Source organism: Enterococcus sp. DIV0187, from assembly GCF_051713785.1.
Classification (GTDB): domain Bacteria; phylum Bacillota; class Bacilli; order Lactobacillales; family Enterococcaceae; genus Enterococcus_A; species Enterococcus_A avium.
Map to the genome: position 1 here is coordinate 2,585,321 of NZ_JBIOQO010000001.1, position 21,609 is coordinate 2,606,929.

Sequence of the window (21,609 nt, forward strand, 5' to 3'; positions counted from 1 at the left end):
GTCCATTTTTCCTTGTTCTCGTCCAAAAAAGTGTGCTCTCGTCCATTTTTATAACCGATTTTTAAATCAAATCTGCGGTCATGCTGGTGAATTAGACAAGCCAACGAACACGCGTGGACGAGATTTTTGTTTTGGTATCTTATCTTTCATTTGTCCTGTTTTGTGGATATAAATATTTTCCAGAGTTGGCTTATCATAGACACTAATTTCATTCTTACTTCGTTCTACGCTGTAACCCATGTTTCCAACACGACGATAAAACTCATTTTGACCCATTGCGCTATTTGAATTGTCGTTGAGTTTGTCCCAAACCAGAAAACGGTAGTACAGTTCTTTTTTCTCAATTTCACCATCTTCGCGTTGATACACCATCTCATGCTCAATTGCATCATTGATAAATTGGATAACCTTATCGTTACCATCAAGCCACAGCTCTTTTTCTTGTTCCATTTCCGTTGTAATGTTATAACTACGGCGATTATATGCATCCATGAAGCTTTTCACAGCTTTGTTAAAAATGCCTGACATTTCTGGCAAAATGTCATGATCTACGTGAAATCCTTCTTCTTCTGCAATAACATCGTCAACATCAGAAAAAATACTCAAAAGTATTGCACGTCGTCGAATTTCCCCATTCTCATCTAAAATGTGAAACATTTTATTAAACGATACAACTAGTTTTGCATATGTTCGAAACGTTACATTGTTCTTAAATTTACGTTTGGCACTGATTGCATCGCCACCGGACATTTTTCGTAAAATAGTCGTGTCTTTAATCGAGGGGATCGCGGTGTCAGCATCAATCGCCAAATTTGCATTATGTAAGACATCAACGCCAAAATTGTCTGGCTTCATCTCATTAATATCGACATCTACGGTTGCAGCCTCGCCAATAAGCGCTCTTGCAACTTGTATGATGATGGACTTTCCGCTCCCGCCGTTTCCATAGAGGAACAGAATCTTTTGCATGAATTTCGATCTCATCTCTGTCCAAAACAACGATCCCAACCACTCGTAAATGAATTTCACTTTGCCTTCATCATTGTTGGTTATGTACATCAAGAACTTATCGAAAGCATCGCAAGTGGCGGTTTCGTCGTATTCTATGTTGTGTGCTGTTCTCAGATAGTATTCCGGCTTGAATCCATTTCTCTCAAACACACCTGTTTTCATATCGTACACACCATTTTTCAAAGCGACTTTTCCGATCACAGGTCGAGGAAGTTGCTCTGTGTCATCGCAAGAAACTTGAGCCAAAATTGATGTTTCTACTTCCTTAATCATGTTGTTTTTACGTTCTTTTCTTAGAAATTCATTGCTGACGATACGATTTAAAAAGGGCTCAGTGTTGCTTGTCCAATACCCCAATTTTGGATTATAGATGACAAACTCCATTTGATCTGCCATCGCTGGGCATTTTGCGAGCACATGCTGTGCAAGATTGTAGTAGGAGATTGTGATGTGTCCTTTTGTTTCTTCGAACCAACCAGGCAAATCGGCTGAATTAGGAAGATTAACGACGTTCGATTTTTTATCGTCAGCTTGCTCTTTTGCTTTTTGTGAAAATCTATTTGACATCGCGATTAACCTCCTTGCTCGCAACTTTCTTTACTTTCTTTAATAGTAGTTCTTTTTGTTTCTCAACAACATTCTGTAATTCATCATTGATCCATTCATCCATCATTAATTTTGCTTCGTAATCAGTACCAAAATGATGAGCCATCACAAGCCCATAGGCATCAAAGCTCCAAGGATCACGTGCAGCATCTGTATCATGAAATGAAGCAAACCCACCATCTGAGTACACAGCCAAACCATCTTGAACACCTGAATTACTTAACAGATACGTGTATCTATTAGCGCTTGCATAACAATAAACTTCTGTCAGAAATGCCTCGATTGCTGAATCAACATCGTAGACAGTGTTGAACGCATTTTGCAGCGTCACGGAATCGTCTTCGTTTGTACATTTTGCTACTAACTTTTTGATTCCATAACTCATCTTGCGCTGTTCTTCGCGCGTACTTCGCGGCCATTCATTTGCATCTGTATAGTCCTTATAAAACGATGTCAAAGCAACTTTTGGATCAATCCACTGACCATTCTGATGATTAAAATAGAAGTAACCATTTTGGGAAACTGATGGTAAGAACATAAGACGTTCAGCTTGATAGCTTGTGTCATCGAAAGCATCCATCCCGATGCCGATTACAGCCGCAAAGGCTCGCGCGAGAGGTTCGTAATCGTCTGATGAAACAGGATAAAATAGCGGTGCTACAACCCTCATACGAGGATCATCAACAGTCGCTGAATGTGTAGTGTACACAGCAACTGTTAATCCTGTCGCAGCAATCTTCTCCCAAATTTCCTCTGCCGATTGATCTGGAAAATCGATGTCAAGCGTGATAAGATCACGTCGTAAAATGCTGTGTTTTGATCGTCTTCCATTGAGTAATACGCCACCCACGAACGAGCCTACATCCTTTATTGGACCGCGTTCGCCTTTATCCATTGCTTGAAACTCATCGAACGTTTCGGACGTAATGACTGGTTGTTTGAAATTATTAACTAATGATGACCATTTACCTTCTACGTTATCCCAAACGGATTGCTTCAAGTTTGCAGCGACAGCGATGTTTAGATTTTTATCACTCATTTGTATCACCATCATCAAATGGATTATTGTACGCATCAGCGCTGTCAACACTTTGACTTTGTGCTGATTTATTCATCACTTTATCTAGTAATGTCGTAGCGCTGATCGTATTATTGATTCGTTCGCCTTCATTAACTTTGACTACTCCAATCAACTCACCTTTGATCCCATACTTTCGATCACCGTTCCCAGCTGGAGTAAATGCGTATGCGTAAAGTTTGAACACTACTGATGCGATCACACCATCGTAAACATCATCGATGCCTGTTAGGTTTTGACCATCAAGATCGATTACAAGAGGTTTGGTTTTACTAGAAACACGTAAGTAATAGTGATTAGCCATCGCTTCATTACCTTCTGCGTCTGCGTCATGAAGCGTCGCTATAGCGATCTTCTCTTTTGTTTCATCATCCAGATTTTCGAACTTTCCACCCTTTTCACTTGCTTTTGCGATCACATCGTCAATCGCATCGCTGATTTCAGAAAGCAATGCATCATCAGATTTTGCAATCATAATCACTGTTGAATAAACCCTATCTCCGCCGTAATTTCGCGGTCCGATGATAGCTTGATAGTTCAGCGTGATGTTTCTTGCTACGATTTCCTTATTCGTCATTGTCTTCTTCTCTCCTTTACATAGTAGATTTTTGATTTGATCGCATTCTGTTTGCGTTTTTTGTTTGCGTGCCATGCGAATGCCGCAGATGGGAATCGAACCCATCTCTTGCCACCGGGTGCGGTTGTTTTGCTGTTTTCTAGTAGTAATTCAATGAACGAAAAACTGGGGGAATCTGTTCTAATTGTGCTAATTGTTCTTTGCTTTCATAAAAATCTCGATTGCGATATGAACGTATTTCTTTAGCTTTTTCAAGTGCTTTTTTTGACATCCATCGCCGCGATGGAATTGGCATACAACCATTGTGACTGTGATCATTGACCCACTTTTGGCAGCCATCCCAATTAATTTCTAATGTAGTATACACAGCGCCATCCTCGTATTCATCTAAAACGACAACAACATTCTTTTTTAAAATATCCATGTTAAAAACCTCTTTCTTTGATTTTTTTCGATCCCTTTTTTTCGATCGACACACCGTTGGCAGGAATCGAACCTGCCTTTTGCCACCAAGTAACGGTTGTGCGTTATTACATTGCTAGTAATAAATTGATTTCAGCTAATCTTTTTTCGAGCTTCTGTTTCTCACGAATCAACTCATCTTGTTGTTTAACTTCGTCGTCAATGATCGTGTATAGCTCTTTGTCAATGCCAGCTAAAATCGACAATGGAAAATTAGGAACAATCATTTCAACGTTTTCGTCAGGTTTACAACATGGATATTTCATTGATCCGCCCGACGCTGGAAAATCGCCTTTTGAGACATAAGCGCCATTTTTTAATTGCACTGCATAGTCACGACAGCGACGCACAGCTACAATAATTGTTCCGACGCGAATCGTATCATCATTTACAAAATCTATCGCATTAATCTTAATATCTACGCGCTTGACATCTTCATCTGAAAAAGGTGACTCACCGAAAATTTCTAGCAGCACATCATCAATAATGTCTTGTTTTTTCTTATCGAAAAACCATGCTTTTTTATCTCCATCCCATTTGCCGCCAAGTTTTCTCGCATGTGCAATCCACGTTTTGTTATAATCTGACACAATTCCAATTTTTTTCTCAGTTTCGATTACTTGAATATTCATTTTAAAAAACCTCTTTCTGTTTTTTTTTGCTCCCCTTCGTTGCACTTTGCAACGCTGTTAACACTTTGTTGATATTTTATGATTCGCCATAAATTCGTCTACGTCATCCCGATCGTAGTATGTGCGGCCTCCGTCATCAATCTGGATGATCGGTAAGCCAGCCTGTATGTATTTGTTGACTGTGTGAGCTGATACTTGTAAGTATTCGCAAACCTGTTTTTGATTCATGTAACGATTGTCGTTTTTATCATTTGCAATTGGCTGCTGTTCGTTAAAAATTGGTAATTTCTGCAATACTCGCTCTGTGACTTTTGCTACTAGCTGATTGATTGTTTCTTCCTCTAATGTAATATTCATTATGTGATCTCACCTCTGTTTCATTTTTGAACCATTCGGATTAAAAAAAATTATATTTTCATCAGATGTAGTATGTCTTCATCATTCAGATCAAAAACTGATATCATTTTTTGTCGGTCTTTAAGTGTTACGCTACGAGCTCCGTTTCTTTTTTGCACAGCAGCAGTACGTGAAACATCGAGTAGTTCAGCCAACTCTGTGTTTGTCAAACCGACTGCTAGCATTTCCAAAGCTTGATTTGCAGTCATAGCTTTTTCTATTTTTCTCTTCATCAATCTCATCTCCTTATCTTTATCTTGATTTCATTATATCACACACCGGTTCAATTTCGCAACACTTTTTATCAACTATTTTTATTTTTTCTCTTTGCGTTTCATTTCTGCTGATATATGTGTTAAAATTACGAAAAGAGGTTCAAATATGAACCGAGAAGGGTGTGAACTAGATTGTCGGATAGAAAAACAGATAAGCAAGTATACCGCGAGAAAATCGGAAGTATTGTCAGAACAGCTCGCGAAAGTCGCGGTATATCAGTAAGAAGTTTAGCTCAACAAGTAAATATGAATCACTCGACGCTATCTCGTGCTGAGAGAGGTCAAACAGATATAGATCAACCGACCCTCGCAAGAATAGCAAATCTTCTGAACATTGCTACAGAAAACCTTAGCACAGAACCAATCGTCTCATCAGATGAAGACATTTCACGTAGATTGCTGGTTGATAATAGCAATATACAGATTAAGTATATTTTCGATGACAAGAATGGTTTGCAGGATGCTGACGAGTTAGACACAACCACACTTGCGCGCGAGTGGTTGATAGAAGATTCAGATACTTATGCAGTCATCATGAACAGTGATGTTATAAACAAATCCGCTCCGATGGGCTACATAGTGGCTATAGCACCTAATTTGTTGCCACAGGATGGAGAAATCATACTATTCCAGATTGATGAGGTATATCATATCAGACGTTATTATACGACACCTCGCACGACGATTCTGGAACCAGATAGCAACGATACAACATATGAAACGTTCGTGTTGACTGATAACGAATCACATAAATTTGAGATAAATGGTGTTCTCATAGGTGCTATCAGTAATCAAAACAATCATCTTTAGAAATCTCTACCTATTAAATAGTAAAAAAAGGAGCGAAAACAAAATGATGTACACATCATTCAGTCAACCTTTCGATATCAGGATCGAGCCTTAAACGGCTGGTCACAACGAAAGGACTGACAAAAATTATGGCATCAATAAAGCAAGAAAAAAATGGTACATACACCGCACAAATTCCGCTTGGTATCAACCCCCGCACGGGCAAACGAGCGTCTACTCGCAAACGAGGATTTCGTACTCAAAAAGAGGCTAAGCTGTTTGCTGGCGAAATTGAGCGGCAGGTTGATAAAGGTGAATACTGGGAAAATACTAAGAAAAACAATTTATCTTACAAAGATATGTACGAAATTTGGATTGAAAAGTTTGAACAGACACGCGAGCCTGCAACAACTAAAAAGTTAAAAGGTATGTACAAGAATCATTTCCTCCCCAAATTTGGTCACATGAAATTAGATGAAATAACACCTTTCATGGTCAACGATTACTCTGTCGAGCTGTCAAAACGATTTGTGTGCTGTGATTTGATGTTTCGTCGATTTGTTGAACCATTTTATCTAGCGTACAAATTAGAAATGATAACGAAAAACCCTGCGAAAAACGTTGATACACCACGAAAAAAAGCAGGTTCAGAGCGATCCAAAATTGATGATTTTTACGAAGAAGAAGAACTCGATTTATTCTTAAAAATTTCTAAGCGTTTAGCAGAAAATAATCACAAGAGAAATTATAAACAGTATGCTTTTTATTTTTTGTTAGCTTTTTCGGGTGCTCGTTCGCAAGAAGTACGTGCTCAAATGTGGAAAGATCTAGATTTTGAATCAGCTACAATGTACATTCACCGCGCTGTTACTGCTAGTGAAGAAGGCGAATACATTGCTGAACGTACAAAAAATAGGTCATCTACGCGACGTATTTCAATTGATGAAGATACTCTTAGTGTGTTGAAAGAATGGCGCGAAATACAAAAGGCGAACTATTCAGATTGGAATGAAAACTGGCTTATTTTCACTAATAATCGTGACAAAGATGGAACTCAGTTTTTGTCAACAACCGGAATTCGTAAATGGCGCATCAGAATTCAAGATCTGATGGACGAAGAAATTGGCGAAAAGCTCAAACGAATCGACGGGCACGGATTTCGACACACGCATATATCTCTGCTTGTACAGCACGGAGTCACGTTAAAAGCGGTCGCAAACAGGGTAGGGCACGTCGACACCGCAATGGTGGCTAAAATCTACGCGCATGTCACAAAACGTAGTGAGGATCAATTGAGAGGCGCATTAACAACGTTGCTGCCATCATCAAGAAAAAAAGATGAGTAAGATCGAAATTGATTAAGTTAAGCCAAAATTTAAGCCACCTCACTTCCCAACTCCTTGGAACCGTTGATATATCAGTATTTACATACAAACAGCCAGGCTTATCGAGAGCCTGGCTTTTTTTGCGAGTTCGACTTTTCGCAGTATTTATTATTAATATCCGCTATGATAAAGTTTTAGACTATCAAAAATGTTGAACACTTTAGTCGAATCGTAGGCGTGGCGAGATTAAAACTCATTTTTCATGGGTTTCGAAAAATGAATTCCTTACTTCAAGATAGCTGTCAGTTTTTCTTCCTGCTTTAGCTTCTAAGGCCATGTTTTCAACGACAAAAAGGCACTAAATACTTGTCTGTATCTAGTGCCTTACCTTTTGATCCCTTTACTTCACAAACATCGCATCGCCAAAACTGAAAAAGCGATAACGTTCCTCGATAGCGTGGTGATAAGCAGCCAACGTTTTCTCACGTCCAGCAAACGCACTTACCAGCATCACTAATGTTGATTTGGGCAAGTGAAAATTGGTTGAAAAGGCTTGAACAATTTTGAACTCATAGCCGGGTGTGATGAAAATATCGGTCCAGCCACTATCTGCTTTGATTTCCCCAGAAAATTTCGTCCCGATCGTTTCTAAGGTACGGATCGACGTTGTCCCTACTGCAATAATTTTTCCACCACTGTCACGAACATCATTTAACTGAGCAGCAGCTTCTTCCGTTAAGCGATAAAATTCACTGTGCATTTGATGTTCAGCTATATTTTCAACACTCACTGGTCGAAATGTGCCAAGGCCTACATGTAAGGTCAAGTAAACCAATTTCACACCTTTAGCAGCGATTTTTTCTAGCAATTCTGGCGTGAAGTGCAATCCAGCTGTTGGCGCTGCGGCAGAGCCGTTTTCCTTTGCGTATACAGTTTGGTAACGCTCTGGATCTTCCAAACGTTCTTTGATATATGGTGGCAGTGGCATTTCACCAAGAGACTCCAAGTTTTCTAAAAAGATTCCTTCATAGGAAAACTCAACAATTCTCCCACCGTGCTCTAATTCTTGCTTCACTTCTGCCCGTAAACGGCCATCTCCAAAAACAATCTGAGTGCCGACTTTCGCACGACGCGCTGGCTTGATCAGAGTTTCCCATTCATCTCCTTGGGTGTTGTTCAGCAATAATACTTCCAAGTGTCCTCCAGTTTCAGGCTTCTCGCCATATAAACGAGCAGGCAATACCCGTGTATCATTCATCACTAAGGCATCTCCTGGATTCAACTCTTCAATAATATCATCAAAATGCTTATCCTCGATTTGGCCAGATTCTCGATCTAACACTAATAGACGCGAGCTGTCGCGTTTTTCTAGAGGGGTCTGGGCAATTAATTCTTCTGGTAAATCAAAATCAAAATCTTCTGTGGTTAACATAGCTTCTCCTCTTTTCCTCCGCTATTCTATCATGGGTCAATCCTATTGAAAAGCACTGTGCTGTTTTCTTTCTCACGATACCAATAGAAAAAAGAGCAAATTTGTCAAAATTTTTCTTAAGGTCCAGAAAAATGTTTTTTATGAGTTCTGCTAAACGTTGCGAAGAGTCAAAGTACTCGAAAAAAACATTCTAAAAATGTTATTCTTCTTTCAGTGAAATCAGTTCAAATTGCTTCTTTTTGACCAAAAAGAAGCGGTCTATTTGTTTTTAAACGCTTCTTGTTGCATACTAAAATCATAACTATGTTCATTTTTTTACATTCAATTGATACTTTTTGCTGTTCTCACTTGAGTTCTAACAAAATGTATCGACCGTAAAAAAAGAAAAAATTGGAAGATTTCCAACGATTAAAAAGGAGCACAGAAGATGATTGAATTTGACCACGTTTCTAAAATTTATAATGGAAACAAAGTAGCAGTGGAAGACGTCAACCTTTCTTTTAATAAGGGTGAATTTATTTGTTTGATTGGGACTAGTGGGAGCGGAAAAACAACAACCATGCGAATGATCAATCGTATGATTGATCCAACAAAGGGAACGATTCGAATCAACGGAGAGGATATCCAAAAGAAAAATCCCGTTGAATTACGACGCCAAATTGGCTATGTTATTCAAAATATTGGTTTGATGCCGCATATGACGATTCGTGACAACATTACTCTTGTACAACGACTATTGAAAGTCGACAAGGAAGAGCAAAACAAGACAGCAGAGAAAATGATTGACCTAGTAGAATTACCACGAGATATGCTAGATCGTTATCCACACGAATTATCTGGTGGACAACAGCAGCGAATCGGGGTTGTTCGTGCGCTTGCAGCTGATCAGGATGTCATTTTAATGGATGAACCTTTCGGAGCCTTAGATCCGATTACTCGTGATTCTTTGCAGGATCTTGTAAAGGATTTGCAAGAACGGTTAGGTAAAACGATCGTCTTCGTTACTCACGATATGGATGAAGCGTTAAAATTATCGAACCGGATCGCCATTATGGATAACGGAAAAGTCATTCAATTTGATACACCAGAAAATATTTTGCAAAATCCAGCCAATGAGTTTGTTGAAGAATTATTAGGTGAAGACCGCTTATTGCAAGCAAAACCAGATACCACAACAGTTGGTGAGATCATGATGCACACAGCTATTTCTATCACGCCAGAAAAAAGTTTGCAAAATGCGATTCGTCTGATGCGAGAAAAACGGGTAGATACCTTATTGGTCGTTGATGAAGAAAATGTCCTGAAGGGCTTCGTTGACGTTGAAACAATCGACCGCGAACGCCGCCGAGGAAAAGCAACAAGCATCGGTGATATCATTAATCCAAAGGTATTCTATGTTAAAGAAGCGGCTTTGGTGCGAGATAGCCTACAACGTATTCTAAAACGTGGCGTAAAATATGTGCCTGTTGTAGATGAAGGCAATCATCTTGTGGGGATCTTAACAAGAGTTTCTCTTGTGGATATTATCTATGATGTTCTTTGGGGCGAGGAAGATACTTTCGGAGATGCGGCCGAAAACATCAGTAGTGAGGAGGCGTAATTATGCAAGCATTCATCAATGAATATGGTGGACAAATGCTGACAAAAAGCGCTGAACATTTATATATTTCAGCCATCGCTTTAGGCCTAGGAATTCTCGTAGCTGTTCCTTTAGGGATCGTATTGACCCGTTTGCCAAAAATTTCTAATTTAGTGATCGGGATCGCCAGCGTTTTACAAACCATTCCTTCACTTGCCTTGTTAGCATTGATGATCCCTTTTTTCGGTGTAGGGAAATTTCCGGCGATTATCGCACTGTTTATTTATTCACTTTTGCCGATTTTGCGAAATACCTTTATCGGGATGAAAAATGTTGATCGTAATTATCGGGACGTTGCAAAAGGAATGGGAATGACCAACCTGCAATCGATCTTTACAGTGGAATTGCCTATAGCGATTCCTACGATCATGGCAGGAATTCGTTTAGCAGCTGTCTATGTAATCGCATGGGCCACACTCGCTTCTTATATTGGCGCAGGCGGCCTAGGCGACCTTATTTTCAGTGGACTAAACAACTTTCAACCTCCTTTGATTATCGCAGGTACTGTCCCTGTTATTTTAATGGCATTGATCATCGATCAGCTTCTAGGTTTATTGGAAGATCGGATGACTCCGGCAGCACTAAGGAAGGAGGATTAATCCATGAAAAAAATAAAGATTTTCATTTTAATGGGACTTTCTCTATTGTTCCTAAGCAGCTGTTCCTTTCCTGGTCTAGCCTCCAACGATGACGAAGATACTATCGCTGTTACTGGGGGAATCACCTCAGAAATGCAGATACTTGGAAGTATCACTGCTGGAATGGTTGAACATTATACTGACAAGAAAACGACAGTGATCAATAACTTAGCCACCAATATGATCAATCACCAAGCGATGTTGAAAGACGATGCTTCCATCTCATCCGCACGATATACAGGAACGGATTTATCTTCCATCCTGCAGTTACCTGCAGAAAAGGATCCTAAAAAAGCCTTTACTATCGTCCATGATGAATTTGAGAAGCGTTTTGATCAAACCTGGCTCCCTTCTTATGGTTTTGACAATACGTATGTATTCTTAGTTCGAAAAGACACAGCAGAAAAATACAACCTGAGAAAGGTTAGTGATTTAAAGCGCGTTGCAGGAGAATTAAAAGCTGGAGTAGATACTTCTTGGATCACGCGAAAAGGTGATGGCTACGAGGGCTTTAAACAAGCCTACGGTTTTGAGTTTTCTTCCATTTTGCCTATGCAGGTCAGCCTCGTCTATGATGCGTTGTCCGCGAAAAAAATGGATATCGTTCTTGGCTATTCAACAGATGGACGAATCGCCAGCTATGACCTTGTAATGCTAGAAGATGACTTGCGATTCTTCCCACCTTATGACGCAGCACCGATCGTTTCAAATAAATTATTGAAAACTGATCCCAAGGTCAAAGACGCGTTGGAACGTTTAGCGGGAAAAATCTCTACTGAAGAAATGCAAAGACTTAATTACCGAGCAGACAATGACCTTGTGGAACCACAAATCGTTGCAGAAGATTTTCTAAAAGAACATAACTATTTCGAAGGGAAGTGAGCGTAATGCAAAATCTAAATACATTTCAACAATTCATTCAATATTATCAAACGAATGGCAGTATTATTTTTGCCCAATTTATACGCCACTTTCTGATTTCGATTTACGGGGTGATTTTTGCGGCGATCGTGGGGATTCCTCTGGGGATTTTCATTGCTCGTCATACAAAATTAGCAAACTGGGTAATTCGTTTAGCCAATGTTATCCAAACCATCCCTTCTTTAGCGATGATTTCCGTTTTAATGATTGGAATGGGGCTTGGAGTTAACGTCGTAATTTTGACCGTGTTCTTGTACTCGCTGCTGCCGATCATCAAAAACACCTATACTGGCATGCGTCAAGTCGATAAAAATGCATTGGATGTTGGAACCGGCATGGGAATGACCAATTGGCAGCGGCTATATATGATTGAGCTTCCATTATCTGTTTCGGTGATTATGGCCGGTATTCGAAACGCACTAGTCGTAGCGATCGGAATTACTGCCATCGGTGTCTTTGTTGGAGCTGGTGGTTTAGGTGATATTATTATTCGCGGAACCAATGCAACAGACGGAACCGCCATCATTTTAGCGGGAGCTTTACCAACTGCTTTAATGGCAATCATGACCGACTGGATTTTGAGTATCGTCGAACGCAAACTCGACCCAGCTACAAGGACAAGTAAATAAGCCGTAAAACAAATGCTCTCCAACTATTTATACAAATGATTGGAGAGCATTTTTCTATTTAAAATCTTTTTCATCCTCAACAATAAGCTTCCGATCATCCACTAATGAACGATACCAATAGGCAGATTTCTTCAATGATCGCGTACGTTGTTTATCCAACTCAATGCGAACCAACCCATAGCGATTTTTAAAAGCATTCATAGGTGAAACACAATCAGTAAAGGCCCAAAGCATATACCCCTCACAGGTTGAGCCATCTTTAACTCCTCGCAATAAATGGTAGAGATGTTGCGAGATGAATTCAATACGATAATCATCCTGAACAATCCCATCCTCATTTTTATATAATTCCTCTTGTTCACGTCCCATTCCATTTTCTGTGATCAACCATGGAATTGGGCGATAATTATCTTTTAGATACATCGACATATCATACATAATCTCTGGGTAGATTTCCCAGCCGCGAGAGTTATTCATTCGTCTTCCAGGAAGATCAAAGCTTTCATAATAGGCTTCTGGGTGGAAGGGTGTTTGGTCATTCCAAGCATATCTTGGCGCACGGACGCGCTTTGGATAATACTGATTGATTCCAAGAAAATCAACAGGATTGTTTTTGATAACCTCAAGTTCTTCGTTTGTCGGATCAAAATAAATCTCATGTTTTTTACATACTTGAATCAGCTCTTCAGAATATTCGCCGTTAATCATGGGATCAAAGAACACACGATTAAAGAATAGATCATACATCTTCGCTGCCTGAACATCTTCAACTGAACTTGATCGAGGATAGACCATTTCAGGATTCAAAATGCAGCCGATCCGTCCGTCATCTTGTGTCCGATGATAGCTTTCAACGACTCTGGCTGTTGCTAAGGCCTTATGATAATTCCATAGCATCCATTTTTTTGTGTTTTGTTCATGCGGCCAGCGCGCAGCATCCAAATAGCATCTAGTTTGAACGACAATCGGTTCATTAAAAGTGAACCAATTTTTCACGCGATCACCATATCGCTCAAAAGCAATCTGCGCGTATTGCACATATAGTTCAAGGACGTGTTTAGAAGACCAACCATCATAGGTATCCAGCAAATATGAAGGCACCTCGTAATGCTCTAAACAGATCATCGGCTCTACACCTGCTTCGATCTGCCTATCAATGATCTCATCAATGTGTGCGGCATACTCCTCATCTACGATCAACTTTTCGTAGTCTGTAAAAAAGCGTGCCCAATTGATGGAGGTTCGATAATGAGTCAAATGAATCTCCTTCATCAGCGCGATATCTTTCTCATAATTTTCCATGAAATTCGTCGCCACGGCTGGACCGTATCCTTCGTGCCAAACAAATCTTTCGTTTTTATACCAGCTGTCGATAAAAGAGTCTTGACCTGCTTTTTTACCTTTCCAGCCCTCTGTTTGCCAAGCTGATGCTGCTGCTCCAATTATAAAATCTTTCGGAATTGAAATTTCCATTAGTTACCTCCTAGTTCATAGTAGTTTTACGCATTTTTTATTGCTGCTTTGTTCGAAACTTTAACAAACGGTAAATAGATCAAGATGGATACGATAATACAAATAATTTGAGTAACCACTGCACCAATATCACCTGCTGTCGCAAGATAAGCATTCACGATAGGCGGCATCGGCCAAGGGACCATCACCACCGCTTTTGCCGCAAAACCAAGTGATGTCGCTATATAACCGATCGTCCCGGTGATCAATGGGGTCGCAATAAATGGGATTGCTAAAATCGGGTTAAGCATGATTGGCATTCCGAAAATTACCGGCTCATTGATATTGAAAATTCCGGGAGCCAAGGATAATTTGGTGATTTCTCGCATATCGTCTCGTTTACTAACGAATAAAATTGCGATCAATAAACCGATCGTAACCCCTGAACCGCCCATGCTCATATACATATCCCAAAAAGGCATTGTGATAATATTAGGGATTTCTTTTCCTGCTTCAAAGGCTTCGGTATTCACAGCGATGGCAGCCAACAGTAACGGTTCACGCACAGGCTTTACCATCTGGTTTCCATGGATTCCGATGACCCAGAACACCTGCGCGATAAACATAAGCAGTAGGATTCCTGGCAGGCCTTGAACGATCCCTTCGAGCGGTCGCTGTACAATATTGTAAATAATGTCATACGCGTACATTCCCGTCACCGCTTTTATTACAAAACCCGCAGTTGCAATGATAGCTACCGTTAATATGGTTGGAAATAAAGCTGAGAAGCTTTTTGATACATTGGTGGGAACAGTATCTGGCATTTTTAACTTCAAACGTTCTTGGCGTCCTAGCCAACAATACAGCTCAATCGAAGCAATCGCCACAAACATCCCGAGGAATAATCCTTTCGTATCTGTATATTGTTTCGCTAGAACATTTTCAGCTATGACAGTGATATTATCAGCATTTACATATTCATAGACAAAAGGATTGACTGATAGATAGCTCATCACCGCGACAATTCCCGGAAAAATGCCTTTCACGTTGTTCAACCTGGCCAACTCGATACCGATCAGAAAAACTGCGTAAATCGTTAGAAAACTCAAAGTAACATAACTTACAGCTGATGATATCGGTTTCAATTCTGCTAAAAAGCTCAGTGCCTTGATTCTCGCTAAACCATTTTCATTGTCAAATACCATCGCTGAGAACAAGGTCCCAAACGCTCCGGTAATGATAACTGGGATTAAGGAAGCAAAAGCATTCTTGATTACCATGATGTAACGAAATGAATTGACCTTCGTCGCAAAGTTACCAAGAACTTCCGTAAGTTTTCCCATAAAGCCGTTTTCCATAATACTCCTCCTCGTAATTGATTCTTGCTTTTTTAGTTTTCAACTATGCTATACTCTTTTTACAACTTATAAAAAATCATGATAAAATCGGAATATCAATCTTTTTAGTAATCGATTACATTGCCAATCTAATACAGTTATAAAAATTTGTAAATTCAAGTATCTTTTTCTGAAAAATTTGTAAACCTCAGGCTTATCAACTTACTTTTCAACATTAAGGGAGAAGAAAAATGGCGTTTTATCAAGATATCGCAGTAGACCTAAGAAAGCAGATTATCGATGGTGTTTACCCAAAAAACTCTAGATTACCGAATCAAGCAGAATTAGCGAAGCTTTACACCACAAGCCGCGTAACAATCCAAAAAGCGTTGAAAAGCCTACAAATCGAGGGATTAATCGAAGGACGACAAGGATCAGGTTCTTATGTAAAGGGACCTGAATCGGTCTATGATTATGACGCTAGTATTTATGGCGGCATGACAAAAAAACTGGGGCACCTAGGAAATCTAAACAGTAAAATTATTTCCTTTGGTGTGACCTTCCCCAGTGAAAAGGATCAAGAAAAACTGAAGATCGGTAAAAATGATCCAATCTATGATATTATTCGACTTCGTATGCTGGACGACGAGCCCTTAGCGATTGAATACACGGTGATGCCTGTCTTACTAATTCCAGGAATCAGTGAAGAAATTTTAAAGAGCTCGATCTATCAGTATATCCAAGAGGACTTGCATTTAAAATTTGGTCAATCGCATCGTAGAATCAAAGCAGACAAACCTGATCAATATGACATTGAATACCTTCACTGTCAGCCAGACGACCCTGTCTTAGAAATCGAACAAACGGTGTATCTGGAAAACGATCAGCCCTTTGAATACTCTCAAACACGACATCGTTATGACAAAGGTGATATTACCATCGTAAACAAATCCAGCAGACACATTTATCGGTTGTAAAGCTTTTATTTAGCAAATTCTCCAAAACACAAATAACCTCTTCCTTTTTTAAAGGAAGAGGTTATTTGCTATTCTATAAACTCAGTACAACTAAATTAACTATTCAACAATTCATAACCGACTTCCTCATCACAAATCAAAACATTGATTAATTTACCATTGATTGCACCAAGGGTTGCTGTTGCTCTTTTTTTTGAGCAGACTGCACCAATGCTGATTGGGGATAGTCGAAGTGAATCTAGACCACTAGAAATCGGGAACTGATTACGGTATTGAATTTCTTTTCCTTCGACATCAAAGGCCCGACCAATCATTGTTCCCACAGCTCCTTCAGCGAGTAAATCATTCAAATCACGATTATCTAAGATCCCTGAAGAGACGAGCGTATTCCGCGTCGTTTCGATATTTCCGATTCCGCTAAAAGCCACATCAATCTTGCGTCCCAGCGAAATATTCAAATCAATTTGCGGCTGAGCCAGCAGTTCTTCCTGCAGCTTACGGGAGTTGACAAACGCTGGTGCATTGAAGAATTCATGGCGACCATCTAATTTTTGAGCCAAGCGAAAAACTAGCTCATTCCCATCCATCACTGTTCGGTTCGGACCTAAGCTTCCAGTCAGCTGGACCACATGGACATTTTTCAGCTCATGATCTGGGAAGTATTTAACCATTTTTTCAACGGTTCTCCCCCACGAAATCCCTAAAAGCTTGTCATCCGCTAAAACTCCGTTGATATAATCAGCTGAAGCTTTACCTACATTGTCGAGATTGAATTCATAATCTCCCAAGCTTTTTACAACAATAACCTCCAAAAGATCGAACTTTTCTTTTAATTTCGTCATTAACGCATTGTTACGTTCAAAAGGCGCTTCGATCGTGATTTTAACGATCTGCTTCTCTCGTGCTTCCTCCAGCATTCTAGAAATGGATGGACGTGATACCCCAATTATTTTCGCAATATCGTTTTGATTCATCCTATCTAAATAATACATTTCTGCTACTTTTAATAATGTAGAAATATCATTCGCCATATTATCCTCCTAGTTCAAATACTGGATCAGCATCCTATAATTATGTAATAAAGTTGTCAATCATTTTCAAAGCCAAGACTACACCGTCTTCATCATTCGTCGGACAATGCCAGTTGGCTGCCTGTTTTAATTCACTCGTTGCATTTCCCATCGCGATTGATTGCGAAAAGCGTTCAAAAGAAGAAAGATCGTTGTCATTATCCCCCACGACAAAGACCTCGCTGTCCGAAAATCCATAATAAGCTGCCAGTTTAGCTAAAGAGCTGCCTTTACTGACATTTTTCTTACCAAACTCGATCATCGTCGGATAGCCTTCCACACAGGTATAGTGTTTTGAAAAACGCTGTTCTACTCGACTTTTGTTCTGTTTTATTATATCGGGGTTATCGCAAATAAGCAATTTGGAATATTTTTCAGTCGGCTCACTTTCGCTTATTGGACAAAACCTCAGCAGATTATTTGTCAAAAAACAAAATTCCAGTGTCCCAAGATTTATCGAAGGAAAAGCTGTGATTGCTCCACGATCATTAACCGCAATACAGGTCAAGCCATTTTCACAACAATAATTTGTCAGTTCTTGATACGCCGAAAAATCCAGAAGCTCCTCAACCAGTCTATCACCAGCACCATTTTGAACCAGAGCACCATTGGCGAGAACATGATAATTCTCTGCTATTCCCACTGCTTGAGCATGAGGCAGCACTCCTGAAAGCGGACGTCCAGAACAAAAGGCGAATATGTACTTTTTACTTTTAGCTCTCTGGCGAATTGCTTCTGCAACACTTTGTGACAGCCTGCCATTCGAATCCAGCGCTGTTCCATCAAGATCTAAAGCAACTAATACCATCCGAATCTCCTTTCAAAAAAAGGCTGGACACTTTATCCAGCCTTTTGACATATTATTTTCCCATTTCTTTTAAGGCGGCTAATGCTGCATCTAAAAATGTTTCTTCGTCCAATCCAGTCAGTAATCCCACAGAATTGATTTGCGGAATCCCTTCAGCATCGGCAGGATCAATTGGGCTGGTAAAGGCAATTAAATCAATATCATTATTAGCAACTGCTCCTTTGACCATTCCTGGATTTACTTCCTGAATTTCTACTTCATAACCGTGTTCCTCTAGTAACTCCACGATTCGCTCCCCCACCATGGCAGAACTAACCGTACCAGATCCACATACAGATAATATTTTGATTTCGGTCATCTCAAAACCTCCAATTTAAGTAGTTTTCATGTTCACACTCTGATAAGCCCTTTTATCCATTATAGTATAACGCTTTCATAAAATGGAGTTTTTTAGAATTTAATTTTGCTAGTCACTGCTAAAACCTCTTCCGGTGTTGTCGCAGAGCTGATTGTATCAAGATCTTCTTTGGTCTTAAAAACGTTCATTAATTGTCGCAGTAAATCCAACTGCTTTTTCGGATGCTCCATCGCCAACGGGAAAAATATTTTACTTTGCAGTTTAATATCAGGACTGCCCATCATCGATACTTCAATCGGTTCTTTGGTTACGACGACACCCATACCCGGCCGCAAGACATGCTCCGGATCTGTATGAGGAATCGCGATGTTGTGTCCATCTGCTGCTAGCCCAGTTGGAAAAACTTTTTCTCTAGCCACGACTGCTTCCACATAAGACGGTTTAACTATTTCCGCCTTTTCAAATTCAGCACCGATCAACTGAATGACCTCTTTAAATGAATGAACATCCTGATCAAGTAAAATACAATTTTTTTCAACAAGATTCTTTTCTTCCATCGCAAACCCTCCTTTTATTGTTTATTCGGCTGCAGAACAACTTTGATTTCATTGCCAGCCATCACTTGTTTAATTGCTTCTTCCCATTGCTCCAATGGGTAAATTTTTGTGATCAAGCGTTCCGCGTCGATTTTTCCCTGTTTCATCAGATCTAAAGTCAAATGCCAAGTGGAAGGCTTTTGCGAACGCGAGCCGATAATATTCATCTCACGCTGTACAATCGAATTCATATCCAATTCATTTAAATTTTTGCCAAAAACGCCCATTTGTACTAAGGTGCCCTTTTGCTTCAAATAATCAAAAATCGCTTTTATCGCCGGTGCCGCTCCAGAACACTCAAAACAATAATCCGCACCCTTATCGTTGGTGAACTCTTTGATAATCGCTGTTGCATCTTCTGTCAGCGAATCAATCACTCGATCAGCACCCAATTCTTTAGCTGTCTTCAACCGCTCGGCATCTTGGGTAATCCCTACAACGATTACTTTAGCCTCCACACTTTTCAACACTTGACTTAAGCATAACCCAATTGGACCAGGACCGACAATGACTGCTACTTCATCCTTTTTAACTCGAGCCTTTTCCAAGCTGGCATGAACTCCGCAAGCAATCGGTTCAGTAATCGAAGCTGCCAACAAACTGATTTTTTCATCCAACACATGAATACTTTCCTCACGAGTCAGTACATACTCGGCAAAGCTGCCGTTCACTTGGCTGCCTATGCCTTTGCGATTCAAGCAAAGATTATATTCTTTATTTTGACAAGATTCACATTCTCCACAGGTATCAAAGGTTGTTTCACTAGTAACGAATGACCCTTTTTGAACTTTCGTGACATTTTTTCCAATCGCTTCTACTACACCAGAAAATTCGTGTCCTAAAACTAGTGGCGTTTTTAAACGATCATACTCACCTTTAAACCCATGGATATCTGTTCCGCAAATCCCCGTGTAAATGACTTTGACTAAGACTTCCCGATCTTTAGGCACAGGTTTCTCAATCTCTAATAATTCCATTTTGTTATAACCAGGTTCTGTTTTAACTAACGCCTTCATGCAACCACCTTTTCTTTTGGCGTATCTGAATTTTCGCCTTCCAAGAAGCTCCAAACTGCTTGCTTGTTTTTCTTGAATAAGATATACATTGCGAAGTAAATTACAATAACAATTCCCATCCACAAAAAGTTTCCTGATAAAAATGCTAAGAAGATCAAGGCCATTACAGGATTATATAAAATTCCGAAGCTGGTGATCATCATGGCTCCTTCTGGAATATTTACACCAACTTGTGCAGCAACTTCAGTAAAATATGGAGCTGTTAACGTACATACATACAAACCGATTGTAAACCAAATAATGCCCGAGATCACGCCTTTGAAAATATTTCCCTTTGATACACAAATAATCATTTCTACCATGTAAGGCAATGCGATTAAATCAACTAACGGCAAAGTTTCGTTTCCTGGCAAGATCATCGCCAATAATACCATGATCGGAATTAGAATCAGTCCCGTCATCAAGGTCGCAGGCTCACCATAACCAACTGCGTCGTTAACAGAGAGCATCCATTCACGATTCTTACCGCTGCCTTTTGCCGTTTTCTTACTGGCATTTGTCAAACTAGTAAATGCCGAAGCAAAAATACTCGCAACGCGTGGGAAGATTGCCATAACCGCTGATACTGCTAATCCCATTGTGAAAACACTGCCCCAACCATCTAAGCTCGTTAAATTGTTCAAGTTCCCCATGATTCCGATCAGCAGACCAAGAAATAATCCTAAAGTAATCGGTTCTCCTAAGAAGCCTAATTTCTTTTTCAGCGTTGCAGGGTCCCAATTAATTTTACCAGCACCTAATTTGTCTAAAATCCAATTCATGATGATTGCATACGGCACTGAAGTAACATGGTGCGGTGCAGTCAAGGTTGTTCCTGGTAAATTATAGTAATTCGCCCAACGTTTCGCAATTACCTCACCTAGTAGCATGACGTATAAATTCTGTACGATCATGCAAGCCATTGCCAACGCCATGTTACTGGTGATCAAATAAATCATCGAGCCCCAAACCATGAAAGAATAGTTATTCCACATATCACTTGGCATAAATACATCGGTCCATCTTAATAAGAATAATGCCACTTGCAGAACCAAACCTACTACTAAGAAAACTACTCCGACTTGCGTCGAATACGCAATGACCGAAGTCGCCTGCCAGCCTGTGTCAAATACCGGCAGCTTTACACCCGTTTGCTCGACCATGTTGTTGATGACCGGAGTAACAATTGGTACAAATGAATTCACGATCAAATTGAACCCTGTCAATCCGATCCCAGCATTCAAAGCAGACTGAAAAGCTTTTTTAGGTTTTACCTTCAAAAATAATGCCACAATGAATAGCATTACTGGTACAACAACCGCCGCTCCAAATGAACTTAAGATATTTTGTAACAACTCCACAATAATTCCTCCCTTTATGAACTTTTTTTCACTTAATAGAACTTATGAAAAGTATCGCATGACATTTTATCATTGTCAACACTTTTCTTGAAAACGATTACAGCTAATAAACCATGTAAATATACGCAGATTAATAAAAACGATCCAAAAAACCTTATTGACTTTTGTTCTTTATAATGAAATAA

General features: G+C 39.8%; 23 protein-coding genes. 7 read left to right on the forward strand and 16 right to left on the reverse strand.

Annotation, left to right across the window (positions count from 1 at the left end; all coding sequences use genetic code 11):
* Nucleotides 1-78: 78 nt before the first annotated feature.
* From IGI52_RS12625 to IGI52_RS12655, 7 genes are all read right to left on the reverse strand, one after another.
* Nucleotides 79-1,578 carry a DNA primase family protein gene (locus IGI52_RS12625; RefSeq protein ID WP_438781526.1) on the reverse strand — a complete coding sequence of 500 codons (1,500 nt, stop codon included), beginning with the start codon at nt 1,576-1,578 and terminating at the stop codon, nt 79-81.
* Nucleotides 1,568-2,656 carry a hypothetical protein gene (locus IGI52_RS12630; protein ID WP_438781527.1) on the reverse strand — a complete coding sequence of 363 codons (1,089 nt, stop codon included), beginning with the start codon at nt 2,654-2,656 and terminating at the stop codon, nt 1,568-1,570. The genes IGI52_RS12625 and IGI52_RS12630 overlap by 11 nt, the downstream gene beginning before the upstream one ends.
* Nucleotides 2,649-3,377 (reverse strand): ssDNA-binding protein, encoded by a 729-nt coding sequence (locus IGI52_RS12635; RefSeq protein WP_438781529.1) that lies wholly within the window; start codon nt 3,375-3,377, stop codon nt 2,649-2,651. Before IGI52_RS12635 ends, IGI52_RS12630 begins: the two co-directional genes overlap by 8 nt.
* 34 nt (nt 3,378-3,411) lie before the next feature.
* Nucleotides 3,412-3,696, reverse strand: a complete 285-nt coding sequence (locus IGI52_RS12640; RefSeq protein ID WP_438781531.1) for a hypothetical protein — start codon at nt 3,694-3,696, stop codon at nt 3,412-3,414.
* Nucleotides 3,697-3,802: 106 nt separating this feature from the next.
* A complete protein-coding gene (locus tag IGI52_RS12645; protein WP_438781532.1) occupies nt 3,803-4,366 on the reverse strand; it encodes a hypothetical protein in 564 nt (187 codons plus the stop codon).
* 57 nt (nt 4,367-4,423) lie between these two features.
* Nucleotides 4,424-4,723, reverse strand: coding sequence for a helix-turn-helix domain-containing protein (locus IGI52_RS12650; RefSeq protein ID WP_438781533.1), 300 nt, complete (start codon nt 4,721-4,723; stop codon nt 4,424-4,426).
* A 50-nt stretch (nt 4,724-4,773) separates the two neighbouring features.
* Nucleotides 4,774-4,995: a hypothetical protein gene (locus tag IGI52_RS12655; protein WP_438781534.1), complete on the reverse strand. Its 222-nt coding sequence runs from the start codon at nt 4,993-4,995 to the stop codon at nt 4,774-4,776.
* A gap of 174 nt (nt 4,996-5,169) precedes the next feature.
* Between IGI52_RS12655 and IGI52_RS12660 the strand changes: the two genes are divergently transcribed.
* Both IGI52_RS12660 and IGI52_RS12665 read left to right on the forward strand, forming a co-directional pair.
* The gene (locus IGI52_RS12660; protein WP_438781535.1) at nt 5,170-5,847 is read left to right on the forward strand and encodes a helix-turn-helix domain-containing protein; all 678 of its coding nucleotides are present in this window, start codon (nt 5,170-5,172) and stop codon (nt 5,845-5,847) included.
* A 128-nt stretch (nt 5,848-5,975) separates the two neighbouring features.
* Nucleotides 5,976-7,172: a site-specific integrase gene (locus tag IGI52_RS12665; RefSeq protein WP_438781536.1), complete on the forward strand. Its 1,197-nt coding sequence runs from the start codon at nt 5,976-5,978 to the stop codon at nt 7,170-7,172.
* 379 nt (nt 7,173-7,551) lie between these two features.
* Here IGI52_RS12665 and queA read toward each other — a convergent pair whose 3' ends face one another.
* Complete coding sequence (gene queA / locus IGI52_RS12670) at nt 7,552-8,583, reverse strand: tRNA preQ1(34) S-adenosylmethionine ribosyltransferase-isomerase QueA (protein WP_438781538.1); 1,032 nt, start codon at nt 8,581-8,583, stop codon at nt 7,552-7,554.
* 427 nt (nt 8,584-9,010) lie between these two features.
* On the opposite strand from queA, the gene IGI52_RS12675 reads away from it, so the two are divergent.
* Genes IGI52_RS12675 through IGI52_RS12690 form a run of 4 tightly spaced genes read left to right on the forward strand, consistent with a single transcriptional unit; the run spans nt 9,011 to nt 12,410 of the window.
* On the forward strand, nt 9,011-10,183 hold the full coding sequence (locus IGI52_RS12675) for a betaine/proline/choline family ABC transporter ATP-binding protein (protein ID WP_016179556.1): 1,173 nt from the start codon (nt 9,011-9,013) through the stop codon (nt 10,181-10,183).
* Nucleotides 10,184-10,185: 2 nt separating this feature from the next.
* Entirely contained in the window at nt 10,186-10,821 is a 636-nt protein-coding gene (locus tag IGI52_RS12680; protein ID WP_016179555.1) for an ABC transporter permease, read from the forward strand.
* A 3-nt stretch (nt 10,822-10,824) separates the two neighbouring features.
* Nucleotides 10,825-11,742 (forward strand): osmoprotectant ABC transporter substrate-binding protein, encoded by a 918-nt coding sequence (locus IGI52_RS12685; protein ID WP_049220566.1) that lies wholly within the window; start codon nt 10,825-10,827, stop codon nt 11,740-11,742.
* Between the two features lie 5 nt (nt 11,743-11,747).
* Nucleotides 11,748-12,410, forward strand: a complete 663-nt coding sequence (locus IGI52_RS12690) for an ABC transporter permease (protein ID WP_016179553.1) — start codon at nt 11,748-11,750, stop codon at nt 12,408-12,410.
* A gap of 54 nt (nt 12,411-12,464) precedes the next feature.
* On the opposite strand, the gene IGI52_RS12695 is transcribed toward IGI52_RS12690, so the two are convergent.
* Complete coding sequence (locus IGI52_RS12695; protein ID WP_049220564.1) at nt 12,465-13,883, reverse strand: glycoside hydrolase family 1 protein; 1,419 nt, start codon at nt 13,881-13,883, stop codon at nt 12,465-12,467.
* A gap of 26 nt (nt 13,884-13,909) precedes the next feature.
* Complete coding sequence (locus IGI52_RS12700) at nt 13,910-15,220, reverse strand: PTS sugar transporter subunit IIC (protein ID WP_438781539.1); 1,311 nt, start codon at nt 15,218-15,220, stop codon at nt 13,910-13,912.
* Nucleotides 15,221-15,450: 230 nt separating this feature from the next.
* Between IGI52_RS12700 and IGI52_RS12705 the strand changes: the two genes are divergently transcribed.
* Nucleotides 15,451-16,176 carry a GntR family transcriptional regulator gene (locus IGI52_RS12705; RefSeq protein WP_049220560.1) on the forward strand — a complete coding sequence of 242 codons (726 nt, stop codon included), beginning with the start codon at nt 15,451-15,453 and terminating at the stop codon, nt 16,174-16,176.
* A 95-nt stretch (nt 16,177-16,271) separates the two neighbouring features.
* On the opposite strand, the gene IGI52_RS12710 is transcribed toward IGI52_RS12705, so the two are convergent.
* From IGI52_RS12710 to IGI52_RS12735, 6 genes are all read right to left on the reverse strand, one after another.
* Nucleotides 16,272-17,207, reverse strand: a complete 936-nt coding sequence (locus tag IGI52_RS12710) for a sugar-binding transcriptional regulator (RefSeq protein WP_049220558.1) — start codon at nt 17,205-17,207, stop codon at nt 16,272-16,274.
* Nucleotides 17,208-17,247: 40 nt separating this feature from the next.
* Nucleotides 17,248-18,054, reverse strand: coding sequence for a Cof-type HAD-IIB family hydrolase (locus IGI52_RS12715; RefSeq protein ID WP_049220556.1), 807 nt, complete (start codon nt 18,052-18,054; stop codon nt 17,248-17,250).
* A gap of 52 nt (nt 18,055-18,106) precedes the next feature.
* Nucleotides 18,107-18,412 carry a PTS sugar transporter subunit IIB gene (locus IGI52_RS12720; protein ID WP_048718959.1) on the reverse strand — a complete coding sequence of 102 codons (306 nt, stop codon included), beginning with the start codon at nt 18,410-18,412 and terminating at the stop codon, nt 18,107-18,109.
* A gap of 92 nt (nt 18,413-18,504) precedes the next feature.
* Nucleotides 18,505-18,969 carry a PTS sugar transporter subunit IIA gene (locus IGI52_RS12725; protein WP_016179546.1) on the reverse strand — a complete coding sequence of 155 codons (465 nt, stop codon included), beginning with the start codon at nt 18,967-18,969 and terminating at the stop codon, nt 18,505-18,507.
* Between the two features lie 14 nt (nt 18,970-18,983).
* Nucleotides 18,984-20,024, reverse strand: coding sequence for a zinc-dependent alcohol dehydrogenase (locus IGI52_RS12730; RefSeq protein ID WP_049220554.1), 1,041 nt, complete (start codon nt 20,022-20,024; stop codon nt 18,984-18,986).
* Nucleotides 20,021-21,424, reverse strand: coding sequence for a PTS galactitol transporter subunit IIC (locus tag IGI52_RS12735; protein WP_048718953.1), 1,404 nt, complete (start codon nt 21,422-21,424; stop codon nt 20,021-20,023). The genes IGI52_RS12730 and IGI52_RS12735 overlap by 4 nt, the downstream gene beginning before the upstream one ends.
* Between the last annotated feature and the right edge of the window lie 185 nt (nt 21,425-21,609).

What these genes read in the sequence shown, in the direction of transcription:
- IGI52_RS12625 (WP_438781526.1), bottom strand. Translation starts at nt 1,578, where the DNA reads ATGTCAAATAGATTTTCACAAAAAGCAAAAGAGCAAGCTGACGATAAA.
- IGI52_RS12630 (WP_438781527.1), bottom strand. Translation starts at nt 2,656, where the DNA reads ATGAGTGATAAAAATCTAAACATCGCTGTCGCTGCAAACTTGAAGCAA.
- IGI52_RS12635 (WP_438781529.1), bottom strand. Translation starts at nt 3,377, where the DNA reads ATGGGTTCGATTCCCATCTGCGGCATTCGCATGGCACGCAAACAAAAA.
- IGI52_RS12640 (WP_438781531.1), bottom strand. Translation starts at nt 3,696, where the DNA reads ATGGATATTTTAAAAAAGAATGTTGTTGTCGTTTTAGATGAATACGAG.
- IGI52_RS12645 (WP_438781532.1), bottom strand. Translation starts at nt 4,366, where the DNA reads ATGAATATTCAAGTAATCGAAACTGAGAAAAAAATTGGAATTGTGTCA.
- IGI52_RS12650 (WP_438781533.1), bottom strand. Translation starts at nt 4,723, where the DNA reads ATGAATATTACATTAGAGGAAGAAACAATCAATCAGCTAGTAGCAAAA.
- IGI52_RS12655 (WP_438781534.1), bottom strand. Translation starts at nt 4,995, where the DNA reads ATGAAGAGAAAAATAGAAAAAGCTATGACTGCAAATCAAGCTTTGGAA.
- IGI52_RS12665 (WP_438781536.1), top strand. Translation starts at nt 5,976, where the DNA reads ATGGCATCAATAAAGCAAGAAAAAAATGGTACATACACCGCACAAATT.
- queA (WP_438781538.1), bottom strand. Translation starts at nt 8,583, where the DNA reads ATGTTAACCACAGAAGATTTTGATTTTGATTTACCAGAAGAATTAATT.
- IGI52_RS12675 (WP_016179556.1), top strand. Translation starts at nt 9,011, where the DNA reads ATGATTGAATTTGACCACGTTTCTAAAATTTATAATGGAAACAAAGTA.
- IGI52_RS12680 (WP_016179555.1), top strand. Translation starts at nt 10,186, where the DNA reads ATGCAAGCATTCATCAATGAATATGGTGGACAAATGCTGACAAAAAGC.
- IGI52_RS12685 (WP_049220566.1), top strand. Translation starts at nt 10,825, where the DNA reads ATGAAAAAAATAAAGATTTTCATTTTAATGGGACTTTCTCTATTGTTC.
- IGI52_RS12690 (WP_016179553.1), top strand. Translation starts at nt 11,748, where the DNA reads ATGCAAAATCTAAATACATTTCAACAATTCATTCAATATTATCAAACG.
- IGI52_RS12695 (WP_049220564.1), bottom strand. Translation starts at nt 13,883, where the DNA reads ATGGAAATTTCAATTCCGAAAGATTTTATAATTGGAGCAGCAGCATCA.
- IGI52_RS12700 (WP_438781539.1), bottom strand. Translation starts at nt 15,220, where the DNA reads ATGGAAAACGGCTTTATGGGAAAACTTACGGAAGTTCTTGGTAACTTT.
- IGI52_RS12705 (WP_049220560.1), top strand. Translation starts at nt 15,451, where the DNA reads ATGGCGTTTTATCAAGATATCGCAGTAGACCTAAGAAAGCAGATTATC.
- IGI52_RS12710 (WP_049220558.1), bottom strand. Translation starts at nt 17,207, where the DNA reads ATGGCGAATGATATTTCTACATTATTAAAAGTAGCAGAAATGTATTAT.
- IGI52_RS12715 (WP_049220556.1), bottom strand. Translation starts at nt 18,054, where the DNA reads ATGGTATTAGTTGCTTTAGATCTTGATGGAACAGCGCTGGATTCGAAT.
- IGI52_RS12720 (WP_048718959.1), bottom strand. Translation starts at nt 18,412, where the DNA reads ATGACCGAAATCAAAATATTATCTGTATGTGGATCTGGTACGGTTAGT.
- IGI52_RS12725 (WP_016179546.1), bottom strand. Translation starts at nt 18,969, where the DNA reads ATGGAAGAAAAGAATCTTGTTGAAAAAAATTGTATTTTACTTGATCAG.
- IGI52_RS12730 (WP_049220554.1), bottom strand. Translation starts at nt 20,024, where the DNA reads ATGAAGGCGTTAGTTAAAACAGAACCTGGTTATAACAAAATGGAATTA.